The organism is Buchnera aphidicola (Pemphigus populi) (assembly GCF_964058935.1).
GTDB classification, from domain to species: domain Bacteria; phylum Pseudomonadota; class Gammaproteobacteria; order Enterobacterales; family Enterobacteriaceae; genus Buchnera_C; species Buchnera_C aphidicola_D.
On the sequence record NZ_OZ060372.1, the window covers coordinates 282,831 to 303,097 of the forward strand.

The 20,267-nt window shown below is 22.7% G+C and carries 17 protein-coding genes; 7 read left to right on the forward strand and 10 right to left on the reverse strand.

The window, feature by feature from the left end:
- Positions 1–202: 202 nt before the first annotated feature.
- The 8 genes from cls to trpD all read right to left on the reverse strand — a co-directional run bounded on the left by cls (position 203) and on the right by trpD (position 8,019).
- Complete coding sequence (gene cls, locus AB4W65_RS01205) at positions 203–1,669, reverse strand: cardiolipin synthase (protein WP_367673790.1); 1,467 nt, start codon at positions 1,667–1,669, stop codon at positions 203–205.
- 181 nt (positions 1,670–1,850) lie between these two features.
- Complete coding sequence (gene yciA / locus AB4W65_RS01210; RefSeq protein WP_367673791.1) at positions 1,851–2,261, reverse strand: acyl-CoA thioester hydrolase YciA; 411 nt, start codon at positions 2,259–2,261, stop codon at positions 1,851–1,853.
- Positions 2,262–2,286: 25 nt separating this feature from the next.
- A complete protein-coding gene (locus tag AB4W65_RS01215; protein WP_367673792.1) occupies positions 2,287–2,820 on the reverse strand; it encodes an inner membrane-spanning protein YciB in 534 nt (177 codons plus the stop codon).
- Positions 2,821–2,843: 23 nt separating this feature from the next.
- The gene (locus AB4W65_RS01220) at positions 2,844–3,587 is read right to left on the reverse strand and encodes a YciC family protein (RefSeq protein ID WP_367673793.1); all 744 of its coding nucleotides are present in this window, start codon (positions 3,585–3,587) and stop codon (positions 2,844–2,846) included.
- Between the two features lie 52 nt (positions 3,588–3,639).
- Complete coding sequence (gene trpA / locus AB4W65_RS01225; RefSeq protein WP_367673794.1) at positions 3,640–4,443, reverse strand: tryptophan synthase subunit alpha; 804 nt, start codon at positions 4,441–4,443, stop codon at positions 3,640–3,642.
- A complete protein-coding gene (gene trpB, locus AB4W65_RS01230; protein WP_367673795.1) occupies positions 4,440–5,630 on the reverse strand; it encodes a tryptophan synthase subunit beta in 1,191 nt (396 codons plus the stop codon). The genes trpA and trpB overlap by 4 nt, the downstream gene beginning before the upstream one ends.
- Before the next feature lie 24 nt (positions 5,631–5,654).
- A complete protein-coding gene (trpCF, locus tag AB4W65_RS01235) occupies positions 5,655–7,019 on the reverse strand; it encodes a bifunctional indole-3-glycerol-phosphate synthase TrpC/phosphoribosylanthranilate isomerase TrpF (protein ID WP_367673796.1) in 1,365 nt (454 codons plus the stop codon).
- Positions 7,020–7,026: 7 nt separating this feature from the next.
- Complete coding sequence (trpD, locus tag AB4W65_RS01240) at positions 7,027–8,019, reverse strand: anthranilate phosphoribosyltransferase (RefSeq protein WP_367673797.1); 993 nt, start codon at positions 8,017–8,019, stop codon at positions 7,027–7,029.
- Between the two features lie 426 nt (positions 8,020–8,445).
- Here trpD and AB4W65_RS01245 point away from each other — a divergent pair, with 426 nt between their 5' ends.
- The 4 genes from AB4W65_RS01245 (at position 8,446) to sohB (ending at position 11,406) form a co-directional block, all read left to right on the forward strand.
- Positions 8,446–9,318: a DMT family transporter gene (locus tag AB4W65_RS01245; protein ID WP_367673798.1), complete on the forward strand. Its 873-nt coding sequence runs from the start codon at positions 8,446–8,448 to the stop codon at positions 9,316–9,318.
- Positions 9,319–9,535: 217 nt separating this feature from the next.
- Positions 9,536–9,739: a S4 domain-containing protein gene (locus tag AB4W65_RS01250; protein ID WP_367673799.1), complete on the forward strand. Its 204-nt coding sequence runs from the start codon at positions 9,536–9,538 to the stop codon at positions 9,737–9,739.
- Positions 9,740–9,762: 23 nt separating this feature from the next.
- Positions 9,763–10,278, forward strand: a complete 516-nt coding sequence (locus AB4W65_RS01255; RefSeq protein WP_367673823.1) for a pseudouridine synthase — start codon at positions 9,763–9,765, stop codon at positions 10,276–10,278.
- A gap of 135 nt (positions 10,279–10,413) precedes the next feature.
- A complete protein-coding gene (gene sohB / locus AB4W65_RS01260; RefSeq protein ID WP_367673800.1) occupies positions 10,414–11,406 on the forward strand; it encodes a protease SohB in 993 nt (330 codons plus the stop codon).
- A gap of 1,569 nt (positions 11,407–12,975) precedes the next feature.
- Here the strand turns inward: sohB and AB4W65_RS01265 are convergent.
- On the reverse strand, positions 12,976–13,761 hold the full coding sequence (locus tag AB4W65_RS01265; RefSeq protein WP_367673801.1) for an inositol monophosphatase family protein: 786 nt from the start codon (positions 13,759–13,761) through the stop codon (positions 12,976–12,978).
- A gap of 219 nt (positions 13,762–13,980) precedes the next feature.
- On the opposite strand from AB4W65_RS01265, the gene rlmN reads away from it, so the two are divergent.
- The 3 genes from rlmN to glyA all read left to right on the forward strand — a co-directional run bounded on the left by rlmN (position 13,981) and on the right by glyA (position 19,118).
- On the forward strand, positions 13,981–15,063 hold the full coding sequence (gene rlmN, locus AB4W65_RS01270; protein WP_367673802.1) for a 23S rRNA (adenine(2503)-C(2))-methyltransferase RlmN: 1,083 nt from the start codon (positions 13,981–13,983) through the stop codon (positions 15,061–15,063).
- A 1,309-nt stretch (positions 15,064–16,372) separates the two neighbouring features.
- Positions 16,373–17,641: a histidine--tRNA ligase gene (gene hisS, locus AB4W65_RS01275; protein ID WP_367673803.1), complete on the forward strand. Its 1,269-nt coding sequence runs from the start codon at positions 16,373–16,375 to the stop codon at positions 17,639–17,641.
- A gap of 223 nt (positions 17,642–17,864) precedes the next feature.
- Positions 17,865–19,118 (forward strand): serine hydroxymethyltransferase, encoded by a 1,254-nt coding sequence (gene glyA, locus AB4W65_RS01280; RefSeq protein WP_367673804.1) that lies wholly within the window; start codon positions 17,865–17,867, stop codon positions 19,116–19,118.
- A gap of 110 nt (positions 19,119–19,228) precedes the next feature.
- Here glyA and bioD read toward each other — a convergent pair whose 3' ends face one another.
- Positions 19,229–19,903, reverse strand: coding sequence for a dethiobiotin synthase (gene bioD, locus AB4W65_RS01285; protein ID WP_367673805.1), 675 nt, complete (start codon positions 19,901–19,903; stop codon positions 19,229–19,231).
- Between the last annotated feature and the right edge of the window lie 364 nt (positions 19,904–20,267).

A 20,267-nucleotide genomic window follows, 5' to 3' on the forward strand; every position in this document is an offset into this window, starting at 1 on the left:
ATTAATAAATTATTACAATATTCCGCAATGAATATTGCAAACATATAATATAATAGTTTATTTTTATTTAAAAATAAAGATTTTATATTTGTAAAATTTCATTATTTTAATAATATAATAATATTATAAAAAATAAGATAATATTTTAAATATATTAGATAATAACATATTTTATTTTTTAAAAAAAATAGAAAATTTTGATTTATAATAGAGGATTAAAAAAATAAAAAAAATTTTCTAATATTCGGTTCCAATTTGAACGAGTAGACCATAATTTTTTATCTAATAATCTTGAATGAGAAATATATTCATATTGTATGGAAGCTAAATCTTTACCAAACTGGCCATTATCTATCACAAGTGTAATCTCAAAATTTAACCATAAACTACGCATATCTAAATTTGCTGTTCCAATTAAACTTAATTGTTTATCTACTAAAACACTTTTACTATGTAGTAGTCCTTTTTCAAATAAATAAATTTTTACACCAGCTTCTAATAATTCACTGAAAAAAGCTCGACTAGCCCATGTTACTAAAACAGAATCATTATATTTTGGTATAATAATACTTACTTCTATACCCCGTTGTGCAGCAGTGCATATTGCATAAAGTAAATCATCACTTGGTACTAAATATGGAGTAGTTATAATTAATTCTTTACGAGCTGCATAAATAGCAGTTAACAAAGCTTGATGAATCATATTTTTAGGAAACCCAGGACCTGAGGCAATAACTTGTATAGAACCATGTTTTCTTTTAGATTTTAAAATAACTTTATTTTTTTTTAGTTTTTTAGGTAAAATTTTTTTCCCTGTTTCAATTTCCCAATCACAGGAATAGATAATTCCCATAGTTCCTGCTATAGGACCTTCTATACGAGCCATTAAATCTATCCATTGGCCAACACCAGAAGATTTCTTAAATAAACGGGGATCAACTAAATTCATACTACCAGTATATGTAATGTAATTATCTATTAATATTACTTTTCTATGTTGTCTTAAATCAAAACGATTAATAAATATACGAAATATATTAATTTTTAAAGCTTCAACAACCTGTATTCCGGAATTTCGCATTATCTTCGCCCATTTACTACGAAAGAAATCCACACTACCTGCTGAATCCAACATTAATCTACAATGTATTCCTCTTTTTGCCGATGAAATTAAAGCATTTGCAACATCATCTGCAAATCCACCTGGTTTCCATATATAAAATACCATTTCTATATTGTTTCTAGCTAAATAAATATCATGTATTACAGTATTTATTATTTCTTTTGCATTAGTTAATAATTTTAACTGATCACATTTTATTCCTAATAGACCTTGCCTATGTTTACATAACTGAAATAATGAAGTAGCAACATCGCTATTTTTTTTTTCAAAAATTGCATCACAAGATTTAAAATCAATTAACCACAAATTAGTTTTTGACCATATTTGATTAGCTAATTGAAATCTTCTTCTACCTAAATATAATTCGCCAAAAAATAGCCAGGTGACTATTCCGATAACAGGAAAGATATATATAACTAGAAACCACGATATTGCAGAAGGTGTAGAGTGTCGTTTGGTAAGTATACAGAAAATTATTCTAATTACTATTATCCAATATCCCAAAAATAATAGCCAAGCTAATAGAGTCATGTATAGAGTAGTCATATAATTCCAATCCTCTTCATGCTACTATAAAATACAGTTGATTATACTGGTTTAAACAGTTTATTTTAATATCAATATAAAATACCCATAAATAATGGTTTTTTATAATTTTAGTTAAATAGAAATATATATTTTATATAAAAAAGGTATTTAATTTATATTAAGTATATTTTTTAAAAAATTAAAAAAAAATTGCACGAGATTTTCCATTTTTATCAATGGCAACATAAATAAATATTCCTTCAGCGGCACAATAAAATTGACCGATTTTTCTAAAAAATACTTTCTTAATCCATATTTCTACATAAACAGTAATAGAACTAATTCCTATTTTAATGCAATTTGCATAACATGTTACTATATCTCCAATAGATATTGATCTTAAAAAGATCATATTGTCAACACGCACCGTGGCAACTGGTCCTTCAGCTATTTCTTTTGCTAAAATAGCTCCTCCGATATCCATCTGTGACATAATCCATCCACCAAAAATATTTCCATTAGCATTAGTATTAGCTGGCATAGCAAGAGTTTTAAGTACTATTTCACCTTTTGGAGATCTATTATAATCATCTGATTTTTTTATGTTCATAATATAATTGTACACAGTAATAAAATTATTTTTTTTTTGAGATAAAACATCGAATGTAGATAACGGTAATTACAATAAAAATAAGAGTTAATGTTGTTAAACCAAAAACTTTAAAATTAACCCATATATTTTCTGGAAAAAATAACGCCACATAAAGATTAATAATACTACAAAATAAAAAAAAGATAGCCCATATAAAATCTAAATTAATCCATACCTCATGAGGTAATACTAATTTTTTTCTTAATATGTTTTCAAAAAATAATTTTTTTTTCCATTTTTGGTAAAAAAATAAGTATAAAAACATTAAAAAATAAATAATAGTAATTTTCCATTTTATATAATTACTATTATGCAGCAATATACTACAAGATCCAAATATAAAAATATTAACAAAATTAAACAAACAAATTTTATCTATTTTTTTAAAAATATAAAAATCAATAATTAACATGAAACCAGAAAATAATATTAGTAACTTTATGGCTAAAAAAATGTTATACATTTGATAAATAATAAAAAATATAAAAGTAGGTGCAAAATTAAAAAAGTATTTCATTCAGTAATACTCAAAATATTTTTTTAAGAGATACGAAATAACATATAAAAACGTGATAAATAAATAATTAAAGCTAATGTAATTAAATTTTGTGTGAAAAAAAAGAATAAAAAAATCATATGAATATGTGATAAATCATAAAAAAAAGGTATAGATAAACATAGAAATTTTAAAAACAAACATAATGATACGGAGGGAAAAATAATTTTAAATCTTTTACGCACTATATATATGCTGGATAACATAGATTTTAATATAGAACTTCTTTCCATACATAAAATAATAGGTGATAATGATAATAAAGTGGAAATTAATATTCCAGGGATAATAAAACATATAAAACTAATTTTTAAGATCAATATTAATATAAATGTTAATATTAATAAATTATTGAATAATTTTTTTAAAATAGAGAAAAATAAAGATAACGTTATTTTTTTACCTGAAGAAAGAATGGTAATTAAACTAATCGTACTTCCTACTAACAAAGTATTATTAATTAAAGAAGAAAAAATTTTTGATATACATGATTGTAGTAATATATTTTTTTGTTCAATATTCATATTTTTTATTATATCTAATAACAAAGAAAAATTTTTTGGTGTTACTTCGTATAAAAAAGATATTTTTTTTATGTCAGGTGTAATTAAAGTATCCAAGAACATTGTAAAAAAAGTAGTAAAACATACAATTAATACAATATATGCTATATTATTACAAAGGAAATAACGTGTATCACGATACAAAAGATTTCTAGTAATAAACATGTAAACTCCTATTTTTTAAAAGTTAGAATATAATATAAAAATATAATTATTTTTATTTAGTTGCATTTTTTAAATTTTTTGTTAAATCAATTAAATTTAAGAACATTTTTTTTAAGTTAAAAACGTTTTTTTCAATAATTTTTATTATTATAGATCCACAAATAACTCCTGATGTGCCAGATAAAAGAGAATTTTTTATTTGAAATATATTTGAAATTCCAAAACCTTGAATAATAGGAGTAGAATTATATTTTTTTAATTTTTTTATTGTTTCTTTTAAAGATTTTTCTTTATATTTATTAATTCCTGTTACACCTAATCTAGATAATAAATATATGTACCCTTTACTATATATAGCTATTTTACGTATTAAATTTTCATCTGCATCAGGAGGACAAATAAAAACCGGATTAATATTATATAATACAGATAATTTATAAAAATATTTCGATTCTTCTATAGGTACATCTGTTATTAATACCGAATCAATACCTACATGTGAACATAATATATAAAAATCTTCAATTCCTTTATTAAAAATAATATTTGCATAAGTTAATAAACCAATAGGAAGAGTTGGATTTTCTTTTCTTAAAATAGATAATATCTTAAAACATTTTTTTAATGTAATACCAGAAGATAAAGCTCTTAAATTTGCTTTTTGTACAATGATACCATCTGCTACTGGATCTGAAAAAGGAATACCTAATTCTAAAGCATCAGCTCCATTTTTAATTAACGTATTAATTATTTTTAACGATATTTCTATAGAGGGATCTCCTAACGTAACAAAAGGTATAAAACAACCTTCTTTTTTAATTTTTAATTTATTAAATAATAATTGATAACGATTCACTTAATATTCTCCTTTTCTAGAATATTTAAAACAGTAAATATATCTTTATCACCACGACCTGAAAGGTTTACCACCAATAATTGTTTTTTCATTGGATTTTCTTTAATTAATTTTAATGCATAACTTAAAGCATGAGATGATTCTAAAGCTGGAATAATGCCTTCTTTTTTAGATAATAACTGAAATGCTGATAGTGCTTCTTGATCTGTAATGGATACATATTTAGCACGCCCTGTACTATTTAACCATGCATGTTCAGGTCCTACTGAAGGAAAATCTAATCCAGCAGAAACAGACCATGATTCTTTTATCTGACCTTCTTCTGTTTGTATCAAAGGGGCTTTCATACCAAAATAGATTCCTAATTTTCCTAATTTCAAAGCAGCTCCATGTTGATTGGTTGTAATACCCTTTCCTGCAGCCTCTACTCCTATGAGATTAACTTGTTTTTCATTGATAAAACTAGAAAATATACCAATAGCATTAGAACCTCCACCAACACACGCAATAATTGAGTCTGGCAATCTTTTTTCTTTTTTTAAAATTTGATCTTTTACTTCTTTTCCTATAATACTCTGAAATTCTTTTACTAAAGTAGGATAAGGATGAGGTCCGGCAGCTGTTCCTATCATATAATGTGCTTTTTTATAATTTTCAGAAAAATCACGTAAAGCCTCATTACAAGCGTCTTTTAAGGTTTCCGATCCATTTTTTACCGGTATAACATTTGCTCCCATTAATTTCATTCGTAGTACATTAGGTGATTGTCTTCGAAAGTCTTTATTACCCATATATATTCTACATTTTAAACCTAATAAAGCAGATGCCATAGCTGCAGATACTCCGTGTTGTCCAGCTCCCGTTTCTGCAATAATTTCTTTTTTTTTCATTTTTATTGCTAGTAATGCTTGACCTAAAACTTGATTAGTTTTATGAGCTCCTCCATGTAGTAAATCTTCTCTTTTCAAATAAAGACGTGTTTTAGAACCTTTTGTTAAATTGTTACATAAAGTTAGAGGGGTGGGTCTACCTGCATAATTTTTTAACAAATTTTTTAAATTAATATTAAAATTAGGGTCTTTACAAGCGTCTATAAATGTTTTTTCTAATTCATATAATGCTGGCATTAATACTTGAGGAACATACATTCCACCAAATTCACCAAAATAAGGATTTAATAAAGTCATATTTTATTTTCTCAACTATTATTATTAAAAATAATTTCTTAAAGAATGGAAAACAGAAGCAATTTTTTTAGAATTTTTTTTCCCAAAATCATCTTCTACTCCTGAATTAAAATCTAATCCAGCACAACCTAATTTTGATGCAAAAATACAATTTTTAGAATTTAATCCACCAGCTAAAATTACATTACTGAGATTACAATTTGATAATATAGACCAATTAAAACTTTTTCCACTTCCTCCATCTGAATTATCAAAGATATAATAATTAACATTTTTAAAATTATAATTAGGACTGATATTTTTAATACCACATGCTTTCCATATTTCTATCTCATACGGTAATTGAACACGTAATTTATTAATATAATTTTGATCTTCATTACCATGTAATTGAATAGCTTTTAAATTTAATAATTTAGATAAGGTTAAAATATAAGATATGTGCTCATTTCTAAAGACTCCTACATAATTCAAATTAGCTGAATCAATAATTTTAATGGCTACATTTTCATTAATATACCGTTTAGAATTTTTTACAAAAATTAATCCACCGTAAATAGCTCCATATCTTTTTGATATAACCGCGTCTTTTTCTCTGGTTAAACCACAAATTTTATTGTCTCCCATAATCATTTTACGAATTGCCATATCTAAATCTTTTTGTAACATTAATGAAGAACCAATTAAAAATCCGTGTACTAATTTACTTAATTCACGAATTTGTGAATAATTATTAATTCCTGATTCGCTAACAATCTTTATATCATTTGGAATCAAAGGTGCCATTATTTTAGTTCGGTTCAGATCTATTGAAAAATCATGTAAATTACGGTTATTAATTCCTATAACTTTTGCTTTTAATAAAATTGCTCGATTTAATTCTATTTTATTATTTACTTCAGTCAAGATTCCCATATTCATATCTGTTGCAATCTTAGAAAGAACTTTATATTCTTGATCACTTAAGATAGATAACATAAGTAAAATAGCATCAGCTTGATAATACCGAGCTAGATACACTTGGTATGGATCAATAAAAAAATCTTTACATAATATAGGTTGAGATACTATAGCGCTAACTTTTGGTATGAATTCTAATTTTCCATTAAAATATTGCTTATCTGTTAATACGGAGATTACAGAAGCATATTTTTTATATATATGACAAATATCAACAATATCAAATTTTTTTCTAATAATTCCTGAAGAAGGAGAAGATTGTTTACATTCTAAAATAAAAAATGGATGAACATTTTTTATGGATTGATAAAAATTTCTATTCGTTTTTTGTATTTTATTTTTAAAATTTATTAATGGTTGTTTTTTTTTGTTTATTTTTAACCAAATTAATTTATTTTTTATAATTTCTTGCAATATTGTTTGCTGCATAATTATCCTAATTAATAAGAGATATTAATTTTTTATAAACTTTACCACTACGAATTATTTCTAGTGCATATTGTGCATTTTCTTTTATATCCTCATTCCCAAATATTTTTAATAACATTGCCACATTTGCCGAAATTGTCTCTTCATGTGCTATATTACCACGACCTTGAAATATTTTTTTTATAATATCACAGTTCTCTTTTGAAGAACCTCCAGTTAATGCATACTGTGGGTGAGAATGAAATCCAAAATCTTTAGCTTCGATTTCATATGAAGTAATTTTTCCATTATTTAATTCAGATATATATGTTTTACCAAACAACATTATTTCATCATTACCATTACTGTGTAATACAATAGCTCGCTTATAATTAATTTTTTTTAATGTCTGTATTATATTCGAAATAAGAGATTTAGCATAAACTCCAATTATTGTTAATGGAGGTTTAGATGGATTTAAAAGAGGACCTAAAATATTAAATAAAGTTTTCGTTTGTAGTATTTTTCTTACTCTGAGAGTATTTTGAAATACAGTATGATATTGAGGTGCAAATAAAAAACAAATGTTAAATTTATCTAACATTTCACGCGATTGTTGAGGTGATAGATTAAGATTTATTCCCCATTGACGTAATACATCAGATGAACCTGATTGACTTGAAATTCCAGTATTACAATGTTTGGCAATTTTAAATCCACATGTTGCAGCAACAATAGAACTTGCGGTAGATATGTTAATAGTATTTTTTTTATCACCTCCTGTTCCCACTATATCAGAAAAATCATAAGTAGGTTTAGGAAAGTAATTTACTTTTTCTAAACATGCATTTATAGCTCCAGTTATTTCATCTGTTGATTCACCTCTTGTTTTCATAGATATTAATAAAGATGCTAATTGTACATCATTTATTTTATTTTTAATAATTTTTTGAAACACTTTGTAAGTTTCTAAACTAGTTAACAACTGTGATTCATATACTTTTTTTAAAATATTTTCCATGTTAATATCCTATCCTAATATATTATTTTGATAATAAAAATAAATTAACTTCAAAAAGACGTTATTTATTAACACTAAATATTATTAGTATAATAATACCATTATGTAATATCTTAAAATATGAATATATTAAATTCATTCTATTTCTTTTGATAAAAAAAATTAATTTTAAATAAAATACATAGTTTATATATAAATAATATTGCATTTTAATAGTAAGAATAATATTTTCTTAAAATTTTTTAAAGTTATTAACTTTTTTAAAATAAAAAATAATTTTAATATATTAAATAAGTTATTAAAAATTTTTCATATATTAATAAAAAAATTATTTATCATTAATAAATAATAAACAGATTTTAAAAATAAATGATAGTATTACTTTATTTTTATAAAACTATATTACTTTTAATCAGAGATATTACTATGCGCAATATTATAATAATAATACTATTTTTTTTAGTATCGATTACATGGGGCACCACTTGGATCGCAATGAAACTTGCCGTAAATACTATCCCTCCCTTTTTTGCCACTGGAATGCGTTTTATACTTGCCTCTCCTTTATTAATTACAATGGCATATTATAACAAAACTCCTTTACTTTTTCCTCCAGGAGAACGATTTTTTCAATTAATTATTTGTATATTCTATTTTTCTATTCCATTTTCATTAATGTTATACGGTGGAGTATATGTTAATGCATACGTATCTTCTGTTATTTTTTCAAATATGCCAATTGCTATCTTAATTACTTCTTATTTTATATTGAAAAAAAAAATATTTTTTTTACAAAAGATAGGATTAATAATATCTATATGTATTCTTGTTTCAATTTTATTTAATGCAGTTTTTATCATTCATGATTGTCAATATAAAGGAATTTTTGCATTAATATTATCAGTGATTAGCCATGCTGTTATGTATGTAGAATGTAAAAAAAAATCCTATAACATATCTGTTTTAACATTTAATGCATTACCTTCGTTAATTTCTGGTATAATTTTACTCACTTTTGCTTGGTTTTTCGAACATCCTGTTATTAATAATTTTTCAAAAATATCAGTTTTAGCAACCATTTATCTAGGAGATTTTTCTGGAATATGTGGTATATTGTCTTATTTTTATTTACAAAAAAAAGTTAATTCTTTTCATGCTTCTACTGTCTTTCTAATTTTTCCCTTTATTGCTACTACTTTAGATTATTATATTTTTGAATATAGTATTCCTACCAATCAATTGTTATTAATGTTACCTTTAATATTTGGTATATTATTAACATTAATTTCAAAAGAATAAAAAGTAATTTTTAATAAAAAATAATTACTATATAAAATAATCTATTAAACAAAGGTAATCCATGATATGTTTTAATTTCGATTAAAATTAATAATGGTTTATTTTTATATCTAAAAAAATTCATTTAAGATTTTATCTTAACGAAAAATATTTTAATATAAATAAAAAAATAAATTTATATTTAAATATAAAAAATTTTTTAATTAATGAGTTATATATGAATGAAAAAATACAAAAAATATTGGCTAATGCTGGTTACGGTTCCCGTCGTTATATAGAAAATATGATTAGATCTGAACTTATCTTTGTCAATGGTGATCAAATTAAGATTGGTCAACGATTTTCCATAAGAAATATTAAATTTCTTACTATTAATAAAAATTCTTTTATTTTTAATAAAAAAAAAAATCACGCATATTAATTTATTACAAACCAGAAGGATATATTTGTTCTCAATCTGATCCCAAAAAACGTAATACAGTTTTTGATACATTACCAGTATTAAATAACAACAAGTGGATTATGATTGGAAGACTAGATTTAAATAGTTGTGGTTTACTTTTATTTACAACTGATGGAGAACTAGCTTATCGCCTTATGCATCCAAAATTTAAAATTATTAGAAAATATGCAGTGCGTGTGTTTGGGTATATAGATGATAAAAAAATTAATCAATTAAAACTGGGAGTATATCTTAAAGATGGATACGCTGTATTCAACAGTATCGAATGTAAATCTAATAATACTAAAAATAAATGGTTTATAGTATCATTAATAGAAGGTAGAAATCGAGAAGTAAGACGTATTTGGGAAACTGTACAAGTACAAGTAAATAAGTTAATTCGTATTAGCTATGCGAATATTATTTTACCTAAAAATTTATCTCCTGGATCATGGAAATACCTCAAAGGTACTGTAGTGAAGAATTTATATAATTTAATTCAATTAAAATATAATTGATTGTTTTATAAAAAATATATTTTTTAAAATTGTAAAAATTATATCAAATTATTTATAGATATTTTTAATTTTTATCAATGTAATAGTAATCATCAATAAGAAATATTTTTAATATTTAATATTAGCGTGGAATCTATGAATTTTATCTTAAATTATGGACTTTTTTTAATAAAAAATATTACAGTGTTAGCATCAGTATTAACGATAATACTAGTTATTACACATATAGTACGACGTAAAAATGAAAATAAAGGAAAATTTAAATTAACTTTATTAGGGGAAAAATATAATAATATAAAAGAAAATATACTTTTTTCAAAAATGACATCTTATGAAAAAAAAGTATGGAATAAAATTAATAAAAAAAAACAAAAAAATAATAAAAACATGTGTTTAAAAAATAAAAAACCGACATTATATGTTTTAGATTTTAAAGGAGACTTATATGCAAGCGCAGTTAGTTATTTAAGAAAAGAAATATCTGCTATTCTTTCAGTAGCAAAAGAGAATGATGAAGTACTGTTAAGGTTAGAAAGTTCAGGAGGAACAGTTCATGGGTATGGATTTGCTGCTGTTCAACTACAAAGATTACGTCAAAAAGGTATTTATTTAACAGTTTCTGTAGATAAAATTGCTGCAAGCGGAGGATATATGATGGCTAGTGTTGCGAATCATATTATGGCTGCACCATTTTCTATTATTGGTTCTATTGGAGTGGTAGCACAAATACCTAATTTTAATAAAATATTAAAAAAAAATAATATTGACATAGAATTACACACAGCCGGTCGATATAAACGAACTTTAACTTTATTTGGTGAAAATACACAGGCAGCACGTGAAAAATTCTGTTGTGAATTAGATATTACTTATCATCTTTTTAAAGATTTTATTCATGAAATGCGACCAATTTTAGATATTGAAGCCGTTTCTACTGGAGAATATTGGTTTGGTAGTCTTGCATTAAAAAAAAATCTTATAGATAGCATTGATAATAGTGACGATTTTTTAATTTCAAAAAGAAATAAATTTACTTTATTAGAAATTAAGTATACACCTAAAAAAAATGTTATGAATAATATTATTAATAATATTTTAAAAAAAATATATAGTATGATTATGAAGTAATGAATTAATATTTCATCATCATATTATGAAATATAATGTATAAATATTTACAATTTATAAAAAATTTTTATTAGATAAAAATTTAAAAATAAAAAATATTAATTTTTTTATGATACAAAGTTAATAGTCTATGCTTGATTTACTGTAAATATATTTACATAAAATAAAATTTTGTCTGAATGAAAAATTTTTATTTTAATATTAAAATTAATTCAATATATAATTGAATTAATTTTAATAACTTTATATCTATAATAAATAAAAAAAAATAAATTTATTCTATAATTCAATTGAATCTAAAACTTATTTTTATTTCGTATAAATGATAATATTTGATCAATGAGTTTCTATATTCCAGTATATGTTAAGTATTTTTTTAGCATAAAATTTTATAAATGAGGATATAAACACCATATATATGATCATTTTATAAACTGAAAGTTTTAAAAAAAGCACGAAAAAATCTATATCAAATAAATTATAAAAAATGATAGTTACTAATTATTTTAATTTTTAAAATAAAAATTTTAAAAAATATATACAACTATGTTTACCTACTGAATTATAATTTGCATTATATCGAGTAAAGATGTTAAATATAGGATATAAAAATCACTGTAAAATTTAAAAATTAATTTATAAAATAATTGAAATGTTTTTTTAAAAACTAAAATAATTCATAACAGGTAAAATAATACGCATAACAATTAGATTTAAGAGATATACTGATCTATAAAGATTCTTAAAATAAAATATTATATAAAATTATTCTCTTGGTTTAGAAAATCTAATTTAGTAAAATCATTAACAATAAAAAAGTATAAAAATCTTATTTTCTTGCTATTAAGCAATCTTTATTACACAAGAAGTGAGATGCGAAATTGTTATACACAATATATTTTATACTAAATATAAAAATAGTTTCCGATGGATTAATCAAATATTTTTATAATTTTATAAGCTATCATGATTCTGCTAATATTAAAAATGATCGATATCAAGTGAGGAAAATAAATAACGTTAACATGTAATATAGAAATCAATATTTTTTTATTGATCGATATTTTAAGTTACTATTTTAGTAAAAATTCTATAATTTATAACTATTATATAAGATATATAAAATACAATATTTATCTATATGGTAAAAAAATAAGATCTAAAAAATAATATTATCATAAATAATAGAATAAATTAATTAATAAAATAAATAAAATGAAATAAAAAATATTAAAAAGTTCAAAATAGTAAGATCATATATATTTTATATATTATTAAAATTTTTCTTCATGGATAAAAAATATTGATAATCTTTAAGTACTAACTACTAGAAAAATATTTATTTTAATTGAAATTATAATAGTATGGTAGATTATCAAGATAAAATATTCATTTTTTAAAAAAATTATATTTTTAAAGGAAGATAAAGAAGTTAACAGTAAACTTGTATTGATAAATAACTAATATTTGTTTAATTAAAAATTTTATGTAAATTTAAAATATTTTAAAATAATGTTATTTTATATTTACTCTTACATTTATTAAGAAAAACAAAGTTTTTCTTGTAATTTATATACTTCCTGTATTTCTCATTTCTGACAAAACAATTCTAAGAAATTTAGGGTTACCTGTTACCAGTGATGTTGAATTTAAATAATTAAAACATCCTCCTGTTAGTTCACTAACTATTCCTCCTGATTCTCTGATCTGTAATTCTCCAGATAAAACATTACGTGGTTCTAAAGAGAAATTCAATACACCATCTAATCTTCCTGCTGCTAAATAAGCTAAATCTAGTACGGCAGAACCAGAAGATATAACATGTATTTTTTTTGAAAATAATAATTTTATTGTTTTAAAATAGTTTCTTATTTCATACTGTTTCTTCATTATAAAATTAATACCTATTGTACTATTTTCTAAAGAGTGCACATTTGTACATCTCATTCGATAACCATTTAACTGAGCTCCTTGTCCCTTAATAGCAGTAAAAAGTTCATTTTTTAAAGGATCGTATATAACAGAAATTGCAGTTCTATTTTTAATAACAATAGATATTGATAAACAAAAATGAGGAAATTGTTTTTCAAAATTATTTAATCCATCTAAAGGATTAATAATCCACGTGATACTATTTTCTTTGAAAATATTATGATACTTTGTAGTGCAAATAAAATGATTAGGATATGCCTTATGAATAACATCTATTATTGCTTTTTGTGTAATATGTATAATTTTATTAATAATATTTTCTTTATAATGACTTTTATTTTCTATAAGGTGTTTTTGAGTATCATAGTTTTGAATTATTATACTCCCCCCTTTTCTAGCAGCGCGTACTGCTATATTTAACATAGGATACATATTTTCTACTTTTTAATAAAAAAATTATATCTATAATAGATAAAATATTAGGATTTAAATATAATCTCATAAATTTATAATAAAGTGTTATATTCTTTATACTATTCATGGATATTAAATAAAATAATTTATATAAGCCATTTCAAAACATTTGTTTTTATAAACAATAAATGTTAATAAATATAAAAACCATAATTCAAGGTATTTAAAATGGATAATGACGTACATAAATCTCCATATGGAGATAATAAAATAAATTTGCTAAATTTACATTATACACAAATGTGTAAATTTTTTGTTTCTATTGGAGAAAAAAAATTTTGTGCAGATCAAATTATGCATTGGATTTATCATAAATATTGTGATGATTTTAACAAAATGACTAATATTAGCACAGTATTAAGAAAGAAACTACACGATATATGTGTTATTAAAGCACCCAACTTTGTGAAAGAAAAAAAATCTATTGACGGTACTATAAAATGGCAAGTAGCAGTAAATAATCATTTAGTAGAAACAGTTTATATTCCTGAAAAAACTCGTTCTACATTATGTGTTTCCTCTCAAATTGGATGTGTTTTAGAATGTACCTTTTGTGCCACTGGAAAAATGGTTTTTAAAGGAAATTTAAAGGTTTCAGATATTATTGGTCAAATATGGAATGCTGCTAAAATTATCAATAATGACCCATTTAAAAAAAAACGTCCTATTACTAATATAGTTTTTATGGGAATGGGTGAACCGTTATTAAACTTAAAAAATGTAGTCAATTCATTAAAAATTATATTAAATTATTGCGGTTTTAATATTTCAAAAAATAAAGTTACCTTATCTACTGCCGGTATAGTACCAGCTTTAGATCAATTAAGTAGTATGATTGATGTTAATTTAGCTATTTCTCTTCATGCTCCTAATAATTTGATTCGAAATAAAATAATGTCTATTAATAAAAAATATAATATCCAAGATCTTTTATATTCAGTTAGTCGTTACTTAAATATATCCAAAGCCAATCGAGGAGGTGTAACAATTGAATATGTTATGCTTGATCGTATCAATGATGAAGTTTTTCATGCTGAAGAATTAGCATTTATTTTAAAAAAAATACCCAGTAAAATTAATTTAATCCCTTGGAACATCTTTACACACTCTATCTATAAAAGTAGTGACTTTGTCAGAATAAAAAAATTTGCTTCAATTCTAATAAAAAAAGGATTTTTTACTATTATTAGAAAAAATCGTGGCATAGATATAAAAGCTGCATGTGGTCAATTAATTGGGGAAATTATTTAAAATAAAAATAAATATATTAATTTTGTATGTCACTTATTTTTACTCCATAAAAAATAGTAAAATTATTACATATGACTCATTATACATAATACTTACAATAAATATTATTATCAGTAATAAAAACTATGAACCATAAAAATTTATTATACCTAAAAAGGTAAAAAATTTTTAATCAATGCACATTGAAAAAACAGTAATTGGTAATAATAAACTGTGATAACATTCAATTAATAATTGATAACCACAGAACTGATATAATTAAATAAAAAATTAACTAGTTTTCTTAAAAAGAAAATATTTTACACAAATTTATATTGCAATTTTTTAATTAAAAATTAAAATATATCTGACTTATAAAATATACAGCATGTGTTTTTTATACCATATATAAACTTTAATGCATATCAAATTTTAAAAATATTTAAATATAAGTAAATTACTTATAAATAAATAGAAATGATAAAAATAATAAAGTTATATTCGATCAATGGTGAATTTTATAAGATAAACACTTATTGATCTATATTAGTATAATTTAAATCTATTAGAAAAAATCTGTAAAATATCTTGATATCAGAAATATCATGAATCATGATATTGAATCATGGAATATATAAAAATTATATTTTTAATATTTAATAATTTTAAATAAGCATGAATAAATCTTTTTTTGGTAAAATTATTTAATTATCATCCATAAATTTTTTTATGCATGTAATAATAAAAAATTATAGATTTTAAAAATTGTATAATAAAAGCAACTACTTAAACAAATGTTATATTTATTAGGTATTAATTGTTCTAAAATATTGTATTAGCTATAAATATTATTAAAAATTAAGATAAATTTTTATATGCATGAATCACTTATTGCTTCACTAAATCACTATATTTTATTCTTTATTTACTTTTTTATTAGATTCAATACATATGTATTCTATATCTTTTATAAAAATATTAAAGATATAGAAATTTAAATAAATATCTGTATTTAATATATGGTAATAGTATAGATAAAATTAAATTATCAACTATTTAAATTATATAAAAAAAATAGTATACTAGACATACATATGATTTGTAATAATAAGCAATGAACAACATCAATAAATTCTCATATTTTTAATATAAAACTTTTTACTATATAAATACTTTAAAATATATCAATATTAAAAATATTTATGCAAAAATATATAATTTATGTTTATTTTAATTTATGAATTATATTATAAATAATATTTAAATAAATATTCTATTTTCGTAATTAAAACTATTAAATCATTTTAAATGATTAAAGAGAATTTTTTTAATGAATAAAAAAAATGAATCTATAAGGGGTATGCATGATTATCTTCCTAATGAAATAATGATTTGGAATCATGTTGAAAATTTACTTAAAAAAATATTGTTTAGTTATTGTTACAGAGAAATTCGTTTGCCTGTTTTGGAACACACTAAATTATTTAATAATACAATAGGTAATAATACAGATATTTTTGAAAAAGAAATGTACTCTTTTCAAGATCGTAAAAACAATCAATTAACTTTACGTCCAGAAGGTACTGTTGGTTGTGCAAGAGCGAGTATTCAACATAACTTATTAATTAATAAAGAACAAAGATTATGGTATTTAGGTCCCATGTTTAGATATGAGAGACCACAAAGAGGCAGATATCGTCAATTTTATCAAATGGGAGCAGAAGCATTTGGTTTTAAAGGACCTGATATAGAACTTGAATTAATTTTGCTAACAGCAAGTTTTTGGAAAAAACTAGGAATTGATAAATATTTAATTTTAGAACTCAACTCTATAGGTTCAATCCATATTAGAAATCAGTATAAGAAAGATTTACTAAAATTTTTACAAATCAATGAATCATTTTTAGATCACGCTTCTAAATGTCGTCTTCATACGAATCCTTTTAGAATTTTAGATAGTAAAGTTGAATCTACGCAAGTCTTACTAAAAAAAGGACCTCAATTAAGTAATTATATTGATGAAAATTCCGCTTTTCATTTCAAAAAACTATGTTGTTTTATGTCAGATTTAGAAATTATTTATACTATTAATAATAATTTAATCAGAGGATTAGATTATTATAATGACACTGTATTTGAATGGAAAACAAATAAATTAGGTTCACAAAATACTATTTGTGCCGGCGGTCGTTATGATCAATTAATTGAAACATTAGGAGGACCCAATATACCTGCTGTTGGTTTTGCTATAGGTATGGAACGTTTAATTCTATTAATAAAAGAAGTATCATCTTTTACCATGCTTTATTTTATAGATATATATATTCTTGTTTTTAACGATTCTTTTAAATTAAGTTCTATTAAATTAAGTGAATTCATTAGACATAAATTTCCTACTTTAAAAATAATGATTAATTTTCATGGAGGTAATATTACTCAACAATTTCGTTTAGCTAATAAACATAATGCACGAGTAGCGTTATTATTAGGTCCTGAAGAACAAAAAAAAGAATCTATATTAATAAAAAATTTAATAAACAGAAAACAAAAAATAGTTTTGAAAACTCAATTAATAGAAGAGTTATCTTTTTTATTGTAAGATAATTTAATAAATATGTTTTATTTAAAAAAAATATTATTTTTATATAACAGTCTTTTTGATATAGTTTTTATAAACTAATCAAAAATAACTTCATATTTTAATTTAAAAGTTAATATCTGTATATTAGTAGTATTATACTAAGTATAATATCTTTAATTTTAAAAAAATTAAAAAAATATTTTTATATTATAAAAATCATTTATAAAAAATAGGAAAATAAATGTTAAAAAATAACACAACTATTTCTAAATATGATCCCGATCTTTGGACATTTATGGAACAAGAAAGATGGCATCAAGAAAATCATATTATTTTAATCGCTTCAGAAAATTATACTAGTTCTCGGGTGATGATGGCTCAAGGTTCACAACTTACCAATAAATATGCAGAAGGATATCCTAAAAAAAGATACTATGGAGGATGTCATAATGTTGATTTAATAGAACAATTAGCTATTGAAAGAGCCAAATTGTTATTTAGCGCCGATTATGCTAATGTACAACCTCATTCTGGATCACAAGCTAATTTTGCTGTATATCATGCTTTATTACAACCAGGTGATTTAATACTTGGAATGGAATTATCTCATGGAGGTCATCTAACTCACGGTTCTCCAGTAAATTTTTCTGGAAAATTATACAATTCAATTTCATATGGAGTGGATCATAATGGTGAAATTGATTATATAACGTTAGAAAAGTTAGCTAAAAAACATCATCCAAAAATTATTGTTGGCGGATTTTCCGCATATTCTGGATTATGCGATTGGGAAAAAATGCGTCATATAGCAGATAGTATTAACGCTTATTTATTAGTTGATATGGCTCATATTGCCGGTTTGGTTGCAACAGGTTTATATCCTAGTCCATTACAATTTGCACATGTTGTAACATTAACTACTCATAAAACTTTAGCAGGACCAAGAGGTGGTTTAATTTTATCTAAAAATGGTACAATAGATTTATATCGTAAAATAGATTCAGCTGTTTTTCCAGGATCTCAGGGGGGGCCTTTGATGCATGTCATTGCTGCTAAAGCAATAGCATTCAAAGAGGCAATGGAGCCATCTTTTAAAAAATATCAAAAACAAGTGTTAAAAAATGCAAAATGCATGGCTAATATATTTATTACATGTGGTTATAAAGTAATATCTAATAATACTTATAATCATCTTTTTCTAATAGATTTAAGTGATAAGAATATAACAGGTAAAGAAGCAGAATTAGCTTTAGGTTTAGCTAATATTACCGTAAATAAGAATAGTATACCAAATGATCAAAAAAGTCCTTTTATTACTTCTGGAATACGTATAGGAACACCATCTATTACGAGACGGGGTTTAAAAGAAAATGAAGTAAAAAATTTATCTTATTTAATCATAGATATATTAAATAATATTGAAAATAAAAATAAAATATATCAAATAAAAAATAAAATTTTAAAAATCTGTATAGAATACCCAGTATATACATAATCTTTGTATAACGCCATATTTTAGGTAGTGATACGATATTAATATAATAATATTTATTATTAAAATAAATAATTTTTAATAAAAATTATTTATTTTCATTGACAGTAGATTTACTGAGGTAATATAAGTGATAGATCATAATTATAAATTTTTTTTATATTTTTAAAATATGGAATTTCTCCTAAAAATGGAGCTTGTAAATATTTTTTTAAAGTTAAAATATTTTCTTTATGAAATTTTTTTTTTGGAAAAATATTATTAGCTATCCATCCTGAAAAATGTAAATTGTATTTTAAAATAGCATGATTTGTCAAAATAGCATGATTGATACAACCTAATTTTATACCTACTACTAAAATAACCGGAATTTTTTCTTGTAAAACCCAATCTGCATAAGTATTTTTATTAGATAACGGAGTATACCACCCCCCAGCACCTTCTATCAATATCCAATTAGATTGTCTTTTAAGTTCAGATAATCCTAAAGATAACTTTTTAAAACTAATATTTATATTATTCTTGGCACTTAAAATATGTGGAGCTGCTTGTTCACGGAAACAAAATGGATTAATTTCTTCATATTTAAGTTTAATACTACTAAATTTTTGTAATGTCATGGCATCATTATTTTTAAATTTTTCATATATTTTTTTTACACCCGAAGATACCGGTTTATAACCTACTGTCTGATATCCTAATTTTTTAGCATATTTTAATAAAAGACTACCAACAATAGTTTTTCCTACATTAGTATCAGTTCCAGTAATAAACCAACAGTTATTCATTTTTAAGATCTCCAAAAAAAATAATTGTATATTTATATGATTTATTCCATTAAATATATAGAATAATTATCAACATATTTTCTAAAATAATTTTTTTATAGACTAATAATATTAATTTTTTATAAAATAGGTATTTTTTAAAAATTTTATTATTTATATGCGCTTTACAAACCTGATATTCATAAATATATATCATACATATAAAATTCTTTATTATAAAATAAATTTTTATCAGATTACATACATTTTTAAAAATGTTATTCTCTGAATTTTATATGTTATTTAATACGATATTTATATTTTTTAATATAAAAACTAAAATAACTTTATAAAAATTTTTATTGCTAAAAGTAAAATTTTATTT